15 protein-coding genes are annotated in these 17,655 nt (G+C 74.7%); 9 read left to right on the forward strand and 6 right to left on the reverse strand.

Annotation, left to right across the window (positions count from 1 at the left end; translation table 11 throughout):
- The first annotated feature begins 31 nt into the window (after window positions 1–31).
- A complete protein-coding gene (locus ACIPXM_RS27100; protein WP_401660323.1) occupies window positions 32–1,576 on the forward strand; it encodes a 3-hydroxyacyl-CoA dehydrogenase in 1,545 nt (514 codons plus the stop codon).
- Complete coding sequence (locus tag ACIPXM_RS27105) at window positions 1,573–2,166, forward strand: TetR/AcrR family transcriptional regulator (protein WP_401660326.1); 594 nt, start codon at window positions 1,573–1,575, stop codon at window positions 2,164–2,166. The genes ACIPXM_RS27100 and ACIPXM_RS27105 overlap by 4 nt, the downstream gene beginning before the upstream one ends.
- A gap of 47 nt (window positions 2,167–2,213) precedes the next feature.
- Here ACIPXM_RS27105 and ACIPXM_RS27110 read toward each other — a convergent pair whose 3' ends face one another.
- Window positions 2,214–2,849 carry an Lrp/AsnC family transcriptional regulator gene (locus tag ACIPXM_RS27110; protein ID WP_401660329.1) on the reverse strand — a complete coding sequence of 212 codons (636 nt, stop codon included), beginning with the start codon at window positions 2,847–2,849 and terminating at the stop codon, window positions 2,214–2,216.
- A gap of 178 nt (window positions 2,850–3,027) precedes the next feature.
- Between ACIPXM_RS27110 and pdhA the strand changes: the two genes are divergently transcribed.
- The 7 genes from pdhA (at window position 3,028) to ACIPXM_RS27145 (ending at window position 11,478) form a co-directional block, all read left to right on the forward strand.
- Window positions 3,028–4,191 (forward strand): pyruvate dehydrogenase (acetyl-transferring) E1 component subunit alpha, encoded by a 1,164-nt coding sequence (pdhA, locus tag ACIPXM_RS27115; protein WP_401660332.1) that lies wholly within the window; start codon window positions 3,028–3,030, stop codon window positions 4,189–4,191.
- Window positions 4,188–5,219, forward strand: coding sequence for an alpha-ketoacid dehydrogenase subunit beta (locus tag ACIPXM_RS27120; RefSeq protein ID WP_401660335.1), 1,032 nt, complete (start codon window positions 4,188–4,190; stop codon window positions 5,217–5,219). Before pdhA ends, ACIPXM_RS27120 begins: the two co-directional genes overlap by 4 nt.
- Complete coding sequence (locus ACIPXM_RS27125) at window positions 5,219–6,637, forward strand: dihydrolipoamide acetyltransferase family protein (protein WP_401660338.1); 1,419 nt, start codon at window positions 5,219–5,221, stop codon at window positions 6,635–6,637. Before ACIPXM_RS27120 ends, ACIPXM_RS27125 begins: the two co-directional genes overlap by 1 nt.
- Before the next feature lie 295 nt (window positions 6,638–6,932).
- On the forward strand, window positions 6,933–7,844 hold the full coding sequence (locus tag ACIPXM_RS27130) for an NTP transferase domain-containing protein (protein WP_401660341.1): 912 nt from the start codon (window positions 6,933–6,935) through the stop codon (window positions 7,842–7,844).
- The gene (locus ACIPXM_RS27135) at window positions 7,841–9,307 is read left to right on the forward strand and encodes a molybdopterin molybdotransferase MoeA (RefSeq protein WP_401660343.1); all 1,467 of its coding nucleotides are present in this window, start codon (window positions 7,841–7,843) and stop codon (window positions 9,305–9,307) included. The genes ACIPXM_RS27130 and ACIPXM_RS27135 overlap by 4 nt, the downstream gene beginning before the upstream one ends.
- A complete protein-coding gene (locus tag ACIPXM_RS27140) occupies window positions 9,304–10,389 on the forward strand; it encodes a potassium channel family protein (RefSeq protein ID WP_401660346.1) in 1,086 nt (361 codons plus the stop codon). Before ACIPXM_RS27135 ends, ACIPXM_RS27140 begins: the two co-directional genes overlap by 4 nt.
- 102 nt (window positions 10,390–10,491) lie before the next feature.
- Complete coding sequence (locus tag ACIPXM_RS27145; protein ID WP_401660349.1) at window positions 10,492–11,478, forward strand: NAD(P)H-quinone oxidoreductase; 987 nt, start codon at window positions 10,492–10,494, stop codon at window positions 11,476–11,478.
- A 99-nt stretch (window positions 11,479–11,577) separates the two neighbouring features.
- Here ACIPXM_RS27145 and ACIPXM_RS27150 read toward each other — a convergent pair whose 3' ends face one another.
- The 5 genes from ACIPXM_RS27150 to ACIPXM_RS27170 all read right to left on the reverse strand — a co-directional run bounded on the left by ACIPXM_RS27150 (window position 11,578) and on the right by ACIPXM_RS27170 (window position 16,898).
- Window positions 11,578–12,129: a bacterial proteasome activator family protein gene (locus ACIPXM_RS27150; RefSeq protein WP_401660352.1), complete on the reverse strand. Its 552-nt coding sequence runs from the start codon at window positions 12,127–12,129 to the stop codon at window positions 11,578–11,580.
- Window positions 12,130–12,248: 119 nt separating this feature from the next.
- Window positions 12,249–15,107 carry an FtsX-like permease family protein gene (locus ACIPXM_RS27155; protein WP_401660355.1) on the reverse strand — a complete coding sequence of 953 codons (2,859 nt, stop codon included), beginning with the start codon at window positions 15,105–15,107 and terminating at the stop codon, window positions 12,249–12,251.
- On the reverse strand, window positions 15,104–15,841 hold the full coding sequence (locus ACIPXM_RS27160) for an ABC transporter ATP-binding protein (RefSeq protein ID WP_401660358.1): 738 nt from the start codon (window positions 15,839–15,841) through the stop codon (window positions 15,104–15,106). The genes ACIPXM_RS27155 and ACIPXM_RS27160 overlap by 4 nt, the downstream gene beginning before the upstream one ends.
- 122 nt (window positions 15,842–15,963) lie before the next feature.
- Entirely contained in the window at window positions 15,964–16,599 is a 636-nt protein-coding gene (locus ACIPXM_RS27165) for a PadR family transcriptional regulator (RefSeq protein WP_401660361.1), read from the reverse strand.
- Between the two features lie 107 nt (window positions 16,600–16,706).
- Window positions 16,707–16,898: a hypothetical protein gene (locus tag ACIPXM_RS27170; protein ID WP_401660364.1), complete on the reverse strand. Its 192-nt coding sequence runs from the start codon at window positions 16,896–16,898 to the stop codon at window positions 16,707–16,709.
- Window positions 16,899–17,655: the final 757 nt, after the last annotated feature.

The following is a 17,655-nucleotide window of genomic DNA, read 5'->3' on the forward strand; positions in this document are numbered from 1 at the left end:
TGTGGAAAACCCATCGGGGAGGATCACTCCTATGAGTGCCAAGACGTCCGGCCACGGCATCGCCCACGACCGCTCCGTCGCCGTCGTCGGCGCGGGCACCATGGGCCAGGGGATCGCCCAGGTCGCCCTGCTCGCGGGCCATCCGGTGCGGCTCCACGACACCGCGCCGGGCCGGGCCGCCGAGGCGGTCGCCGCCGTCGCGGGGCGGCTCGACCGGCTGGTCGAGAAGGGCCGGAAGACGCCCGTCGAGCGGGACGCCGCGGTCGCCCGGCTGCACGCGGCGGAGTCCCTCGACGAGCTCGCCGACGCCGCCCTGGTCGTCGAGGCGATCGTCGAGCGGCTCGACGTCAAGCAGGGCCTGTTCGCCGCCCTGGAGAAGGTCGTCGGCGACGACACGGTGCTCGCCACCAACACCTCGTCGCTGTCCGTCACCGCGATCGCGGGCCGCCTGCGGCTGCCCGGCCGGTTCGTCGGGCTGCACTTCTTCAACCCGGCGCCGCTGCTGCCGCTGGTCGAGGTCGTCAGCGGCTTCGCCACCGACCCGGCCGTCGCCACGCGCGCGTACGAGACGGCGCTCGGCTGGGGCAAGACGCCGGTGCGCTGCGCCGACACCCCCGGCTTCATCGTGAACCGGGTCGCCCGCCCCTTCTACGCCGAGGCGCTGCGGATCTTCGAGCAGGGCGCCGCCGACCCGGCCACCATCGACGCGGCGCTGCGCGAGTGCGGCGGCTTCCGGATGGGGCCCTTCGAACTCACCGACCTGATCGGCCAGGACGTCAACGAGGCGGTGACCCGCTCGGTGTGGGAGTCCTTCCACCAGGACCCCAAGTTCACCCCGTCGCTCGCCCAGCGGCGGCTCGTCGAGTCGGGCCGCCTCGGCCGCAAGGCGGGCCACGGCTGGTTCCCGTACGCGGACGGCGCCGAGCGCCCCGAGCCGCACACCGCCCCGGCCGCCGAGGCGCCCGCGCGGATCCTGGTCCGCGGTGACCTGGGGCCCGCCGAGCCGCTGGTGGAACTGTTCGGGCGGGCCGGGATCGAGGTGCGGCGGCTGCCCGGCGACGGCCTGGTGGAGCTGCCCGGCGGCGGGCGGCTGTACCTCGCCGACGGCTGGACGTCGTCCGAGTGCACCGGCGAGGAGGTCCTCCACTTCGACCTCGCCCTCGACTACGCGGCGGCCGAGCGGATCGTGCTGTCCGCCGGGCGGCGGGTGGCCGAGGGGACCGTCGCCGAGGCCGTCGGCCTGTTCCAGGCGCTCGGCAAGCGGGTGTCGGTGATCGACGACGTGCCCGGCATGATCGTGGCGCGCACGGTGGCGATGCTCGCCGACCTCGCCGCCGACGCCGTCGACCGCGGGGTCGCGACCGCCGAGGACGTCGACACCGCGATGCGGCTCGGCGTCAACTACCCGCTGGGGCCCCTGGAGTGGGCCGGGCGGATCGGGCACGCGCGCGTGCGGGACCTTTTGAAGAACCTGGACGAACGCCACCCCGGCGGCCGTTACGCGCCCTCGCTGGCCCTGGCGCGCCGGGGATACGACGAAGAGGCCGGGGAACAGGCCGCTGAGGAGACCGGATGACCACCGCACGACGTGACACGTACACCCCCGAGACGCTGCTCTCGGTCGCCGTACGGGTCTTCAACGAGCGCGGCTACGACGGCACCTCCATGGAGCACCTGTCCAAGGCGGCCGGGATCTCCAAGTCGTCGATCTACCACCACGTGGCGGGCAAGGAGGAGCTGCTGCGGCGGGCCGTCAGCCGCGCCCTCGACGGGCTCTTCGGCATCCTCGACGAACCGGCCGCCGGGCGCGGCCGGGCCGTGGAGCGGGTGGAGCACGTGGTCCGGCGCACCGTCGAGGTGCTGATCGCGGAACTGCCGTACGTGACGCTGCTGCTGCGGGTGCGCGGCAACACCGGCACCGAGCGGTGGGCGATGGAGCGGCGGCGCGAGTTCGACCACCGGGTCGCCGACCTCCTGAAGGCGGCCGCCGCCGACGGCGACCTGCGGGCCGACCTGGACATCCGGCTCGCCACCCGGCTGCTCTTCGGCATGATCAACTCGCTGGTGGAGTGGTACCGGCCGCACCACGACACCCCGGCCGAGCGGGCGCAGCTGGTGGACACCGTGGTCCACCTCGCCTTCGACGGGCTGCGCACCGCCTCCTGACCCCCGACAGGCGCCTTCTGGGGCCCGCCTGGACCGCCTGGACCGTCTTAGTCGCGTTGGTCCCGCTGGTCCGGCACCGGAAACGTGCCCGGGTCCAGGTCGGTCTCCTCGAAGACCAGCAGGGTGCGGGTGGACAGCACCTCGGGGATCGACTGGAGCCGGGTCAGCACCAGCTCCCGCAGCGTCCTGTTGTCCGGCGTGTGCACCAGGAGCAGCACGTCGAAATCTCCGCTGACCAGCGCGATGTGCGCGGCGCCCGGCAGCGCCTGGAGCTGTTCGCGCACGGTGCGCCAGGAGTTCTGGACGATCTTGAGCGTGATGTAGGCGGAGGCGCCGTGCCCCGCCCGCTCGTGGTTGACCCGGGCGCCGAAGCCGCGGATCACCCCGTCGTCGATCAGCCGGTTGATCCGCGCGTACGCGTTGGCCCGGGACACGTGCACCCGCTCGGCCACCGAACGGACCGAGGCCCGGCCGTCGGCCTGCAGCAGCCGCAGGATGTCCCGGTCGACCGCGTCCAGCGGGCGGGCCTGCGGCATCGGGGGCACCATGGCAGGACCTGGCGGCGCTCCGGGCGCGGGAACCGGCCCGGGCGCTGGTGCGGGCGCCGGGGCGGCGCCCGGGGGCGCATTCAGGGGCTCACCGGCCGCGCGCACGTCGACACCGGCCATTTGTTCATCCGCCATGTCCCCCCGCCTCTCTCCCGTGGACGCCCTGCACCCATCCCAAGCTGTGGAGAACCGTTTGTCCACAGGCTGAAGGTGCCTGTAGCCAAAATGCCTCCACGACCGAACAATCGGTAGGTGAGGCGCGCCACATTCCGCGCCACCCGCCTTCGGGTGTTATGCCCGCTCCCACGAGGAGGTGGACTCGTTGCGACAGCGCAGTTCGACAGTCCAAGAGCCCCGCGGTGCCACCAGCGCCTACCGGCCCACCCCGCCGCCGGCCTGGCGCCCCCGCACCGACCCCGCCCCGCTGCTGCCGGACGCCGAGCCGCTGCGCGTGCTCGGCACCGACGCGGTCGCCGACGCCGACCCCGAGCTGCTCCGCAGGCTCTACCGGGAGCTGGTCCGCGGCCGCCGCTACAACGCGCAGGCGACCGCCCTCACCAAGCAGGGCAGGCTCGCCGTCTACCCCTCCACCACCGGCCAGGAGGCCAGCGAGGTCGCCGCCGCGCTGGCCCTGGAGGAGCGGGACTGGCTCTTCCCCTCCTACCGCGACACCCTCGCCGCCGTCGCCCGCGGCCTCGACCCGGTGCAGGCCCTCACCCTGCTCCGCGGCGACTGGCACACCGGCTACGACCCGCGCGAGCACCGCATAGCGCCGCTCAGCACCCCGCTCGCCACCCAGCTCCCGCACGCCGTGGGCCTCGCCCACGCCGCCCGGCTCAAGGGCGACGACGTCGTCGCCCTCGCCATGGTCGGCGACGGCGGCACCAGCGAGGGCGACTTCCACGAGGCACTGAACTTCGCCGCCGTCTGGCAGGCCCCGGTCGTCTTCCTCGTGCAGAACAACGGCTTCGCGATCTCCGTGCCGCTCGCCAAGCAGACCGCCGCCCCGTCGCTCGCCCACAAGGCCGTCGGCTACGGGATGCCCGGCCGGCTCGTCGACGGCAACGACGCGGTCGCCGTCCACCAGGTCCTCACCGAGGCCGTGACCCGCGCCCGCCGCGGCGGCGGCCCCACCCTCGTCGAGGCCCTCACCTACCGGATCGACGCCCACACCAACGCCGACGACGCCACCCGCTACCGCGGCGACAGCGAGGTCGAGACCTGGCGGGCGCACGACCCGATCCTGCTCCTGGAGCGGGAGCTCACCGCGCGCGGACTGCTCGACGACGACGCCCGCCGCGCGGCCGCCGAGGAGGCCGAGACGATGGCGGCGCGGCTGCGCGAGCGCATGAACGCCGACCCGGTGCTCGACCCCATGGACCTCTTCGCCCACGTGTACGCCGAGAAGACCTCGCAACTGCGCGAGCAGGCGGCACAGCTCCGGGCCGAACTCGACGCAGAGAACGAGGCGGGATGACCACGCACGCCACCGCCCGCCCCGCCGCCAAGGCCGCGGCCAAGCCCGCCACCATGGCCCAGGCGCTCCAGCGCGCCATGCGCGACGCCATGGCCGAGGACCCCACCGTGCACGTCATGGGCGAGGACGTCGGCACCCTCGGCGGCGTCTTCCGGGTCACCGACGGACTCGCCAAGGAATTCGGCGAGGACCGCTGCACCGACACCCCGCTCGCCGAGGCCGGCATCCTCGGCACCGCCGTCGGCATGGCGATGTACGGGCTGCGCCCGGTCGTCGAGATGCAGTTCGACGCGTTCGCCTACCCGGCGTTCGAGCAGCTCATCAGCCATGTCTCCCGGATGCGCAACCGCACCAGGGGCGCCATGCCGATGCCCGTGGTGATCCGCGTGCCGTACGGCGGCGGCATCGGCGGCGTCGAGCACCACAGCGACTCCTCCGAGGCGTACTACATGGCGACGCCCGGCCTCCACGTCGTCACCCCCGCCACCGTCGACGACGCCTACGGCCTGCTGCGCGCCGCCATCGCCTCCGACGACCCCGTGGTGTTCCTGGAGCCCAAGCGGCTCTACTGGTCGAAGGCCGACTGGTCGCCCGAGGCGCCGACGGCCGTCGAGCCGATCGGCCGGGCTGTGGTGCGCCGCCGCGGCACCAGCGCCACCCTCCTCACCTACGGCCCGTCCCTGCCGGTCTGCCTGGAGGCCGCCGAGGCCGCCCAGGCCGAGGGCTGGGACCTGGAGGTCGTCGACCTGCGCTCGCTCGTGCCGTTCGACGACGAGACCGTCTGCGCCTCGGTGCGGCGCACCGGCCGTGCCGTCGTCGTCCACGAGTCCACCGGCTTCGGCGGCCCGGGCGGCGAGATCGCCGCCCGGGTCACCGAGCGCTGCTTCCACCACCTGGAGGCGCCGGTGCTGCGGGTCGCGGGCTTCGACATCCCCTACCCGCCGCCGATGCTGGAGCGGCACCACCTGCCCGGCGTCGACCGGATCCTGGACGCGGTCGCCCGGCTCCAGTGGGAGGCGAGCCGCTGATGGCGCAGGTGCTCGAATTCAAGCTGCCCGACCTCGGTGAGGGGCTCACCGAGGCGGAGATCGTCCGCTGGCTGGTCGACGTCGGCGACGTCGTCGCCATCGACCAGCCGGTCGTCGAGGTCGAGACGGCCAAGGCCATGGTCGAGGTGCCCTGCCCGTACGGGGGCGTGGTCACCGCCCGGTTCGGCGACGAGGGCACCGAACTCCCCGTCGGGGCGCCGCTCATCACGGTCGCCGTCGGCGGCAGCCCGGACCCGGACCCGGATCCGGGCTCCGCCGGGAACGCCGCCCCGGCGGCGAACGGCACGACGGCGAACGGCACCGCCGAGGCCGCCGCGGCGGCCGTCTCCTCCGAGTACTCGGGCAACGTGCTCGTCGGCTACGGCACCACGGGACCCGCCGTCCGCCGCCGCCGGGTCCAGCACCGGAACCCGGCCGCCCCGCCCGCGCCCGCCGCCCCGCCCAAGCCCGCCGCCCCGGTGGCGCCCGCGGCAGCACCGGCAGCACCGGCCGGGCCGCTGCCGGTCATCTCGCCGCTGGTGCGCAAGCTCGCCCGGGACCGGGACCTGGACCTGCGCGAGATCACCGGCTCGGGACCGGAGGGCCTGATCCTGCGGGCCGACGTCGAGACCGCCCTCGCGGTACGGGACACGGTCCGCGACCGGCCCGCCGCCCCGGCCGCCACCGCGCCCGCGACAGCCGCGGCCCCGGCCGCCGGTCCCGCCCGCACGGGGGAGCGCGTACCGCTGCGCGGAGTGCGCGGCGCCGTCGCCGACAAGCTGTCCCGGAGCCGTACCGAGATCCCCGACGCCACCTGCTGGGTCGACGCCGACGCGACCGAACTCATGGCCACCCGGGCGGCCATGAACGCGGCGGGAGGCCCGAAGATCTCCGTGCTCGCGCTGCTCGCCCGGATCTGCGCCCACGCCCTGACCCGCTTCCCCGAGCTGAACTCCACCGTCGACCTCGCGGCCCGCGAGATCGTCCGGCTGCCCGAGATCCACCTCGGGTTCGCCGCCCAGACCGAGCGCGGCCTGGTCGTCCCGGTGGTACGGAACGCGGGCGGGCGCACCGCCGAATCGCTCACCGCCGAGTTCGCCCGGCTCACCGAGGCCGCCCGGCAGGGCGCGCTCACCCCGGCCGACCTCACCGGCGGCACCTTCACCCTCAACAACTACGGGGTGTTCGGGGTCGACGGCTCCACGCCGATCATCAACCACCCCGAGGCGGCCATGCTCGGCGTCGGCCGGATCGTGCCCAAGCCATGGGTGCACCAGGGCGAGCTGGCGGTACGTCAGGTGGTGCAGCTCTCGCTCACCTTCGACCACCGGGTGTGCGACGGTGGGACCGCCGGAGGCTTCCTGCGGTACGTCGCCGACTGCGTCGAGAACCCGGCGGTGCTGCTCAGGACCCTCTGACACCCGCGATACCCGCGACACCCGCGCGGCGGGCCGTACGGCGCCGCCGCACGACAGAGCACGGACACGGCCGCCCAGGGCGTGTCCGGAAAGTCCCGCCGGGACACGCGGCGGCCGGGGCACCGGGTCCCGGCCGCGCCCGGTGGTTCCGTCCGGGGCCCAACCCCACGCCGGGTCCCGGACGCGTTCACGGCCCGGCCGCGCCCGTCGCCGGCGGGCGCGACCCGGCGGAGCCCGCCGCCGGGCCGATGCCGGTACTCGACGCCGGGCCAGGGCGCCGGACCATACTGCTGGCATGACCTGGACGACGACCGCGTACGACGCCCTCGTGCTCGCCGGAGGCGCCGCCCGCCGCCTCGGCGGTGCCGACAAGCCCGCGGTGCGGGTCGGCGGCAGACCGCTGCTCGACCGGGTCCTCGCGGGCTGCCGGGGCGCCGCCCGTACGGTCGTCGTCGCCGCGCCCCGTGCCACCGCCCGCCCCGTCGAATGGGCCCGCGAGGACCCGCCGGGCGGCGGCCCGGTCGCCGCCCTCGCCGCCGGGCTCGACCGGCTCGCCACCGCGCCCGACGGGACACCGAGCCCCACCCGGCCCCTGGTGCTGCTGCTCTCCGCCGACCTGCCGTTCTTCGCGCCCGACACCGCCCGCCGTCTGGTCGCCGCGCTCGACGCCGAGCCCGCCGCCGACGGCGCCGTCACCGTGGACCCCGAAGGGCGGGAGCAGCCGCTGGTCGCCGTCTACCGGGCGGACGCGCTGCGCCGGGCGGTGGCCCGCGCCGCCGCCGCGCACGGCGGTCCCGACGGGCTGCCGCTGCGCCGGGTGACCGGGGAACTGCGGCTGATCCGGGTCACCGGGACCGGCGCGGCGTCCTTCGACTGCGACACCTGGGAGGACATCGCCACGGCCCGGGCGCGGATCAGGGAGCATGGGAGCGTGCTGGATGAATGGATCACCGCAGTCAAGGACGAACTGGGCATCGACCTGGACGTCGACACGGGCGTGCTGCTCGACCTGGCCCGTGACGCCGCGCACGGGGTGGCACGCCCCGCCGCGCCGCTGACCACCTTCCTGGTCGGCTACGCGGCGGCGAGCGCCGCCGGGGCGGGCGGGGGCGGCCCGGCGGCCGTCACCGAGGCCGCCGCCAAGGCCGCCGCGCTCGCCGAACGCTGGGCCGCCGAACAGGGCCAGGACCAGGACGAGGCCGGATGACGATGAAGGAGCGGGCGCCCGACCGGGCCGAGCCCGAGGGTGCCCACACCGAGGCCGACACCGAAGGCCACGACACCGAAGGCCACGGCGCCGACGACGACGGGGTGGCCGACGCCCTCGCCCTCGTCGGGCGGCACGCGACAGCCACCGCCCCGGACGCGGGCGCGGGCCCCGGGGCGCCGTCCGCCGCCGAACCGCACCACGCCACCCCCTGGCCCGAGGCCCGGGCGGTCGCCGCGCGCGCCGGGGCACGGGCCGCGGCCGGGCGGGATCCGCAGGCCGTACCGCTCGACCGGGCACTCGGGCGGGTCCTCGCCGAGCCGCTGCCCGCACTCACCGACCTGCCCTCGTTCGACACCTCCGCCATGGACGGCTGGGCCGTCGCGGGACCCGGGCCCTGGCGGATCGACGCCGAGGGCGCCGTGCTCGCGGGCCACACCGGGACCGGCGAACTCGCCGACGGCGACGCCGTCCGCATCGCCACCGGCGCCCGGGTGCCGGCCGGGGCCACCGCCGTCGTCCGCAGCGAGCACGCCCGCGCCGACGCCACCGGCCAGCTGCACGCCCGCCGCGAGGTCGTGCACGGCCAGGACATCCGCCCGCGCGGCCAGGAGTGCCGCTCCGGCGACCGGCTGCTGCCCGCCGGGAGCGCCGTCACCCCCGCCGTCCTCGGCCTCGCCGCCGCCGCCGGGTACGACGAACTGACCGTGCACCCGCTCCCCCGGGTCGAGGTGCTCGTCCTCGGCGACGAGCTGCTCACCGCGGGACTCCCCCACGACGGACTGATCCGCGACGCCCTCGGCCCGCTGCTCGGCCCCTGGCTCACCGCGCTCGGCGCCGACGTGCTCGGCACCCGCCGGGTCGGCGACGACGCCGAGGCGCTGCACGCGGCCGTCACCGGCTCCGCCGCCGACGTGGTCGTCACCACCGGCGGCACCGCGGCCGGTCCCGTCGACCACGTCCACCCGGTGCTCGCCAAGGCCGGGGCCACCCTGCTCGTCGACGGCGTGAAGGTCCGCCCGGGACACCCCATGCTGCTCGCCGAACTTCCCGGCGCCCGCCACCTGGTGGGCCTGCCCGGCAACCCGCTCGCCGCCGTCTCCGGGCTGCTCACCCTCGCCGCGCCACTGCTGCGCGCGCTGACCGGACGGCCGGGCCCCGGCCCGTACCGGACCGAGCTGGGCGAGGACGTGCAGGGGCACCCGTACGACACCCGGCTGGTGCCCGTGCTGCGGCGCGGCGGCCGGGTCGAGCCGCTGCGCTACCACGGGCCCGCGATGCTCCGGGGCGTCGCCGCCGCCGACGGCATGGCCGTGGTCCCGCCCGGCGGCGCGGCCGCCGGAGCGCCGGTCGACGTCCTCGACCTCCCCTGGCCGCCCTCGGGAGCCGGTACCGCTACGGGAACCGGGACCGGGACCGGGACCGGATCCGGGCTCGCCGACCGAGGGGTGTGTTTCACGTGAAACTTCCCAGCCGTGACGCGATGGCGCGTCAGGCCGACGAGCGGATCGCGGGACCCCGGATCAAGCTGCCCCGCCGGGTGGTCGAGAAGCCGCTGCGGCAGGTCGGCAAGCGGCTGCTCATGGCGCTCGGCGTGCTCGTGATCACCGTCTTCATCGTCTATTTCGACCGCGACGGCTATCACGACAACGCCAACGACACCGTCGACTTCCTCGACGCCGTCTACTACGCGACCGTCACCCTCTCCACCACCGGATACGGCGACATCGTCCCGTACAGCGACTCGGCGCGGCTCGCGAACATCCTGCTGGTCACGCCGCTGCGCGTGCTGTTTCTGATCATCCTGGTCGGTACCACCCTCGAGGTCCTCACGGAGCGGACCCGCGAGGAGTTCCGGCTGAACCGCTGGAGGTCCGCCTTGCGGGAGCACACCGTCGTCGTCGGTTTCGGCACCAAGGGGCGTTCCGCCATCCAGACGCTCTGCGCGACCGGACTCCGCAAGGAGCAGATCGTCGTCGTCGACCCCTCGGCCAAGGTCATCGAGGCCGCCAACACGGACGGCTTCGTCGGCGTCCTCGGCGACGCCACCCGCAGCGACGTACTGCTCCGCGCCGAGGTGCAGAAGGCCCGTCAGATCGTCATCGCCACCCAGCGCGACGACACCGCGGTCCTCGTCACCCTGACGGCCCGGCAGCTGAACCGGGGCGCGAAGATCGTCGCCGCGGTCCGCGAGGAGGAGAACGCGCCGCTGCTGCGCCAGTCCGGCGCCGACGCCGTGATCACCAGCGCGAGCGCCGCCGGACGCCTCCTCGGGCTCTCGGTGCTCAGCCCCAGCGCGGGCACCGTGATGGAGGACCTGATCCAGCAGGGTTCCGGGCTCGACCTGGTCGAACGGCCGGTCACCAAGGCCGAGGCGGGCCGCAGCGTACGGGAGACCGAGGACCTGGTGGTGAGCGTGCTGCGCGGCCACCGGCTGCTCGGGTACGACGATCCCGCGGCCAGCCCGCTGCAGCTCACCGACCGGGTGATCACCATCGTCCGGGCCGCCCCGGTCACCCCGCTGACCACGCCCGCCGAGGACTGACCCGGCCGGGCGGGCAGCGGCCACGCCGGACGGCCACGCCGGACGGGACCGGCGGGCGGCACCGCCGGGTGGGGCCACCGGGCCCGGAGTAGCCTCGCGGACATGCATGCGATCACGATTCCGGAACCCGGTGGGCCCGAGGCGCTGGTCTGGGCCGAGGTGCCCGATCCCGTACCCGCCGAAGGTGAAGTGCTCGTCGAGGTGGTGGCGAGCGCCGTCAACCGTGCCGATCTGCTGCAGCGGCAGGGCTTCTACGACCCGCCGCCCGGCAGCTCCCGCTATCCCGGCCTGGAGTGCGCGGGCCGGATCGTCGCCCTCGGCCCCGGGGTCTCGGGCTGGTCCGTCGGCGACGAGGTGTGCGCCCTGCTCGTCGGCGGCGGCTACGCGCAGAAGGTCGCCGTCCCGGCCGGGCAGCTGCTGCCCCGGCCCGCGGGCATCGACCTGGTGACCTCCGCCGCACTGCCCGAGGTCGCCTGCACCGTCTGGTCGAACATCTTCATGCTGGCCCATCTGCGGCCCGGCGAGACGCTGCTCGTGCACGGCGGGGCCAGCGGCATCGGCACCATGGCGATCCAGCTGGCCAAGGCGGTCGGCGCCCGGGTCGCCGTGACCGCCGGCGGCCCCGAGAAGCTGGCCCGCTGCGCCGAACTCGGCGCGGACATCCTCATCGACTACCGCGAGCAGGACTTCGTCGCCGAACTGCACAAGGCCACCGACGGGGCCGGGGCGGACGTCATCCTCGACATCGTCGGCGCGAAGTACCTCGACCGCAACGTCCAGGCCCTCGCGGTCAGCGGCCGCCTGGTCGTCATCGGCCTCCAGGGCGGCGTCAAGGGCGAGTTGAACCTGGCCGCGCTGATGGGCAAGCGGGCCGCCGTGCTCGCGACGACGCTGCGCTCGCGCCCGCTGGGCGAGAAGGCCGCGGTCGTCGCCGCCGTGCGCGAGCACGTCTGGCCGCTGGTCGAGGCGGGCACCGTCACCCCGGTCGTCGACCGCGCCGTCCCGATGCCGGACGCCGCCGAGGCCCACCGGGTCGTCGAGGCGAGCGGCCACGTCGGCAAGGTGCTCCTGGTCGCGCCCGGCGCCTGACCCGCCAGGTCACAGCGTCGGACCCGGCACGCGAGAAGGCCCGGCCGGAGCGGTCCTCACCGCCCCGGCCGGGCCTTCTCGTCGAGAACGACGGGCCGCCTACAGGTACGGGCCCGAGCCGACCGCGCGCCCGTGCTGCGGGCCGTGGTCGTCGTCATCGTCGTGCGAGGCACCGGGCGGCAGCGCGCGGCGCATCTGCTCCAACTGGGCGCGGGCCGCCATCTGCTGGGCGAACAGCGCCGTCTGGATGCCGTGGAACAGGCCCTCCAGCCAGCCCACCAACTGGGCCTGCGCGATCCGCAGTTCCGCCTCGGAGGGGATCGCCTCGTCGGTGAACGGCAGCGAGAGCCGCTCCAGTTCCTCCACCAGCTCCGGGGCGAGCCCGTCCTCCAGCTCCTTCACCGAGCTGGCGTGGATCTCCTTGAGCCGGACGCGGCTGGCCTCGTCCAGAGGCGCCGCCCTGACCTCTTCCAGAAGCTGCTTGATCATGCTGCCGATCCGCATGACCTTCGCAGGCTGTTCGACCATTTCCGTCAACGGAACCTCGCGGGACTCGTCGCCACCCTGAGTGCCGCCGAGCGCCATCCCGTCCTGGCCCACGATGAGGACCTGGGGGCTCTCCTGCGACCTGTCATTCCTCGGCATCTCCATGCCGCCATTCTCTCGCACACACGCGTCAACACACCTGTGCCCCCGGAGGAGGGTGATCCACCCTCCTCCGGGGGCACAGCCCGGCAACGAAAGCCCGTGCGAACCCGGCCGGGGTTCCGTCAGTGCGCGGCGCGGCGGGCCAGGGCCCCGCGCGAGCGGGTCACCAGGGCCGCGAGCACGGCGGCGCCGATCGGCACGGCCACGATCAGGCCGGCGAGCGTGGCCCAGGGGACGACGATCGTCAGCTCCGGCGGCTTGAGCGCGCCCCAGCCCTCGGCGAGGGACTGCTCGTAGTAGCCCATCGACTCGCGCTGCTGGGTGAGCCGCAGCGCGATCGCGGGCAGCAGGCCCGCCGCCGAGCCGAGGACCACACCCATCGCGGCCACCACCCCGCACTGGAAGCCGCTGAGCGTACGGCGCACCCTGCCCGGGGCACCGACCGCGGCCAGCGTCTTCAGGTCGGCCTCGGCGTCGGCCTGGGCCAGACCGGTCGCGATGCCGGCGGCGCCGATGGTGACCAGACCGGCGAAGATGCTGAGGGCCAGCTGCACGAGGTTGTTCTTGCTGACGTAGCCCTCCTCCAGGGTGAGCTCGACATTGCTGCCCAGCTTGGCGATCTCACCGTCGAGCTTCTGCCGCTGCTCGGTGTCCGGCAGCCGGTCCGTCGTGTAGTAGCCGCCCATCGGCAGCGTGCTCAGTCCGGCGGCCTTGGCGGCGGCGGGGCTGAGGATGCTCTGCACGCCGTACGCCTGGGCGTCGCCCGGCACCTCGTACGCCGGGAACGACTTGACCGTGCCGGGGAGCGGCTTGCGCTGCTCGGCCGCCCGGTCGTAGGCGGCGGTGTCGGTGATCACGCGGATCCCGACGGCGCCCTTCTTGTCGACCTGGGACTTCGAGAAGCTGAGGATCTTGCCGTCGGCCAGGGCCTTGGCGGCACCGGGGTCGGTGATGCCGAGGATCTTCAGGACCGCCGCGTCGGCGACGATCATGCTGTTGGGGACGGAGATCCCGCCGCCGTGCGACGGCTTGCAGCGCCAGTCCTTCTGCTGGAGGTCGCGCCGCTGCTGCGGGGTGTACTTGTCGCTCGCCGCCGACCCGTCCGGCAGGGAGACCCACAGCGGGCACTCGTTCGCGGGCGGGATCACGATCTCGAAGCGGCCGCAGCCCGGCGTGTTGCCCCAGGCGTCGCAGCCCGGCTTGCCGACGTTGATCCGGGACACGTCGGCACGCTGGTCGACCGGGTAGAAGCGCTGCACGGCCTCGCGGACGGCGGGCACGTCCCGCCCGCCCTCCTCGGTGACGAAGGCGGCGACGACACCGTGCGGCAGCTTCGCCTCGTAGCCGGCACGCGACTCCGCCTCACTGCTCGCGGCGTACGTGGAGACGGCGACCGTACCGGCGACGGCGGCGAGCACCGCGGCGACCGCGGGAGCCGTACGCCCCCGGTTGCGCACCGCGTCGCGCAGCGCCAGGCGCGGCGAGAGCGGCAGCCAGCGGCCGGTGCGGCCGAACAGACCCACCAGGGCCGGGGTCATGGCGACCACGCCCAGCTCGGCGAGGGCGGAACCGCCCGCGACGACGATGACCCGGTCGGAGAGCGCGGAGCCGTACAGGGCGATCGCGCCGCCGAGCAGCAGGGCGACGAGGCCGAGCACGGGCAGCACCCGGCTGGTGCGGCGGACACCGCGGCGGCCGGTGAGGGACGCCAGGACGGTGGTCCGGGAGGCCGTGATCGCCGGGACGATCGCGGCGAGCAGACCGGTCAGGACGGCGACCGCGGCGATGGCGAGGAGCTCGAGGGGGCGGACGTTGAAGCCGCCGAACCGCTGGCCCATGTAGTCCTCGAGGACCGGGCGGAGCGCCAGGGTGAGCAGCATCGCCAGGATGACACCGACGACGGCCGAGGCCGCGCCGATGACGAGTCCGCCGCTGAGCACGATGGCCCGGATGTGACCGCGGGTGCCGCCGTTGGAGCCGACCAGACCGAGCTGGCGGCGCGAGCGGCGGGCGCCGACCGCGAACGCGGGACCGGCGAGCAGGCAGACCTCCAGCATCGCCAGGCCCACCACGGTGACCAGGATGGCGAGCTCGGAGGCGCGGGTGGTCTCCTGGTAGGCGCCCCAGCCGTCCCGCTGGAACAGGGGCACCGCGGAGTCGGCCGGCGGGTCCAGCTGCACGGCGCGCGAGTAGACCGTCACGCCCTTCTTGTTGATCTCCTGGACGTCGTTCCACGTGAAACCACCGGACTTGCCCACCAGATAGGTGGTCAGGGTCTCGGGCTTCGCGCTGCCGGCCTTCTCGACGGCCGCGCCGTACGGGGCGAGGAACGCCCCCGGCAGGGCGTTGACCTGCTCGACCTTGAGGTCGCTCGGCAGCTCGTAGGCGCCGGTGATGCGGTACTCGCGGTCGTAGCCACGGGCCGAGAGGGTGGAGCCGACCTTGAGCCCGCTGCTCTTCAGGAAGCCGGTGGTGGCGGCGATCTCGTCGTTCTTCTGCGGGAAGCGGCCCTCGGTGAGCCACATGATGCCGTCGGCCAGCGGATCGGTGGCCTTCAGCTCGCGCACCTCGGTCTGCAGCAGACCGTGCGTGGTGGTGAGCTTGGCGGTGCCGGTGCTGTCGGTGAGGATCTTCGATCCGGCCGGGACGGTCTTCGGGACGTCGGTCGTACCGCTGGGCCAGGGCTTGTTGGACTTGCTGTAGTCCTCGACCGGGGTCGACTGCTCGGCCTTCGGGTCCTGGAGCACCGGCACGCCCGCGACGTTCGAGTCGATGAGGCGGGCGTCGGCGGCGCCGATCTTCCGCGCCACCGTCTGCTCGACGGTCAGCTCGGAGCTGCGGACGGTCAGATCGAGGGCGCTGACGCCCAGGATCGGCAGCGCGATCATGGCGAGGACCAGGAAGCTGCGGCCCTTGGCGCGCCAGGCGTCGCGGCGGGCGATGCGGACCGCGGCCCGCCAGGAGTGGAGCCAGTTCGTCACTGCTGCGCCGCCCGGCCGGTCAGGAGCGATTCGGCGTCGCTGCGTACGGTCTGGTCGACGACGGCGCCGTCCCGGAGGAACACGACCCGGTCGGCCCAGGCGGCGAACCGCGGCTCGTGGGTGACCAGGACACCGGCGGCGCCCGCGTCGCAGCGGGTGCGCAGCAGGGCGAGCACGGACTCGCCGGTCTCGGAGTCGAGGGCGCCGGTCGGCTCGTCGGCGAGGACCAGGCGGCGGTCGCCGACCAGGGCGCGGGCGATGGCCACCCGCTGCTGCTGGCCGCCGGACATCTCGTCGGGGAAGCGGTCCGCGAGGTGCCCGAGGCCCATCTCCTCAAGGGCGGCGAGCGCCTCGACGCGGCCCTTGCGGGCGGAGACGCCGTCGAGCTCGCGCGGCAGGGCCACGTTCTCCGCGGCGGTGAGCGCCGGGATGAGGTTGTAGTCCTGGAAGACGTAGCCGATGCTGCGGCGGCGCAGGGCGGCCAGCTGCTTCGGCGACGCGGTGGTGATGTCGGTGTCCTCGACGATGACCCGGCCGGAGGTCGGGGTGTCGAGGCCGCCCGCGATGGTGAGCAGGGTCGACTTGCCGGAGCCGGACGGGCCCATGACGGCGACGAGTTCACCGGGGTGGACGTCGAGGTCGATGCCGCGCAGGGCGTGCACCTCCGTCGCGCCCGAACCGTGGACGCGGGTCAGGTTCTGCAGACGCAGCACGGGCTGCTGCTGTGTGGTCATGGGAATCCCCCTCGGGTGTACGCCGGCGAACGGCGTCGTGCGGTACGCGCGTTGGCGGCGCCGGACGTACGGTCTGGGTGTTGTCTGTGGGACGTGTGTGGTGCGGTGGCCCTGCGGGCGTGTCAGCGGGCCGGGAGCCGCTGGTCGGTGGCGGGCTCGGTGACCTGTGCCGACGCCCGGTCCTGGGCGTCCGCCGCGGCCGAGACCGCCGAGACCGCCGAGAGCCGGATCAGCCGGGCCTCGCAGTGGTCGAGCCAGCGGGCCTCCGCCTCGGTCTGGAAGATCAGCTGTTCCAGGACGAGCAGCCAGGCCACGTCGTCGCGTTCCCTGGCCCCGTTCGCCTCGACGGCGGTGATCGCCTGCGCCTTGAGCCGGGTGTAGTCCTGCATGGCCTTCACCGTGTGGCGGCGCTGGGACTGGATGACGTCACGGATGTCGACCCCGGACGCGCCCACGGCCATCGCGAGCTTGATGGCCAGCTCGTCACGGGCCGGGCTGGTGCGGTCCACGGGGTTCGCGAACCAGGCGCGCAGCTCGGCGCGACCGTCGTCGGTGATCGCGTAGAGCGCGTGGCCGGCGGTGTCCTCGCCGTCCTGGACGACCATTCCGTCGCGTTCGAGACGACTGAGGGTCGTGTACACCTGGCCCACGTTCAGCGGCCAGGTGGAGCCCGTGCGCGACTCGAACTCCGAGCGGAGCTGCGAGCCGTAGCGGGGGCCACGTTCGAGCAGGGCGAGAAGCCCGTGGCGGATCGACATACTCAGTATGTATACCGAGTAAGTCGGCCCGGACAAGCGCCCTCAGAGGGACCTGCCGGGTCCGTCTCAAGGAGGACCCGGGCCCTCGACCAGGGCTGACGGCAGCCTCAGCGGCGCCGCATCCGGACCCCGAGGAACGCGAAGCCGAGGCCGACGAGCGCGAGCCCGATCCCCAGTGTCAGCACGGGAATCCGCCGGTCGGAGAGGTCCGCCGCCGCCCTCGCGCCGATCCCCGGCGCCGCGGCGGGCACCTCCGGAGGCGTCGGCGGCGCGGTCGTCCCGTCCGTCTCGGGTACCACTCCGTCGGCCTCGTGGGGCTCGTCCGGCTCGGCGACGGGGGTGCGGGCTGTTGCCGTTTTGGTACGAGCGGGGTCCTGGGCCGGGTTCTCGGCGGGGTTCTCGGCGGGAGCCGGAACGGTCGGAGAGGGGGAGGCGGGTGCGGCGGCGGGGCGTCCTGGGTGCGTGCGGCCTTCGCCTGCGGGGCGGCCGGCGAGGCCGGTGGAGGGGGGTGGTGCGGGGGTGGGGGTGGCGGGGGAGCCGGAAGGGCCGGCGGGGCCGGTGCTGGCGGTGGGTGCCGATGGTTCGGCCGGTACGGGGGAGGCGCTTGGTGTGGGTGCGGGGGAGGGGGTTCCGCCGAGTGTGGGGGAGGCGGCGGGTGCTGGGGGTGTGGCGATGGGCGGTGCTACCGCCGCGTGGGCCGCGGTGACCGGTGCGGTCAGCGCGAGGCCGAGTCCGAGGGCCGCGGCTCCGACCTGGAGCGCGACCGCCCGCGCACGAGGACCTGGTCCTGGAGTCACCGGGTGACCCCCTCCCGTACCGTGCCGCCGAATCGTTCAACTCAGCGTCACATGTCGGTACAGACCTGGCATCCCGGACGAGTCCGTCCGGTCCCGGTGGGTGGGGGAGGTGGTGGGTGCGGGGGCCGTGACCTGCGCGGGGGTGGGGGGGGGGGGGGGGGGGGGGGCCCCCCCCCCCCCCCCCCGCACCACCCCCCCACCCCCCGGCCCCCCCCCCCCCACACCCCCCCCCCCGCCCCCCCCCCCGACAGGGGGGCAG

This window comes from Streptomyces sp. NPDC090025 (assembly GCF_044748125.1).
Classification (GTDB): Bacteria; Actinomycetota; Actinomycetes; order Streptomycetales; family Streptomycetaceae; genus Streptomyces.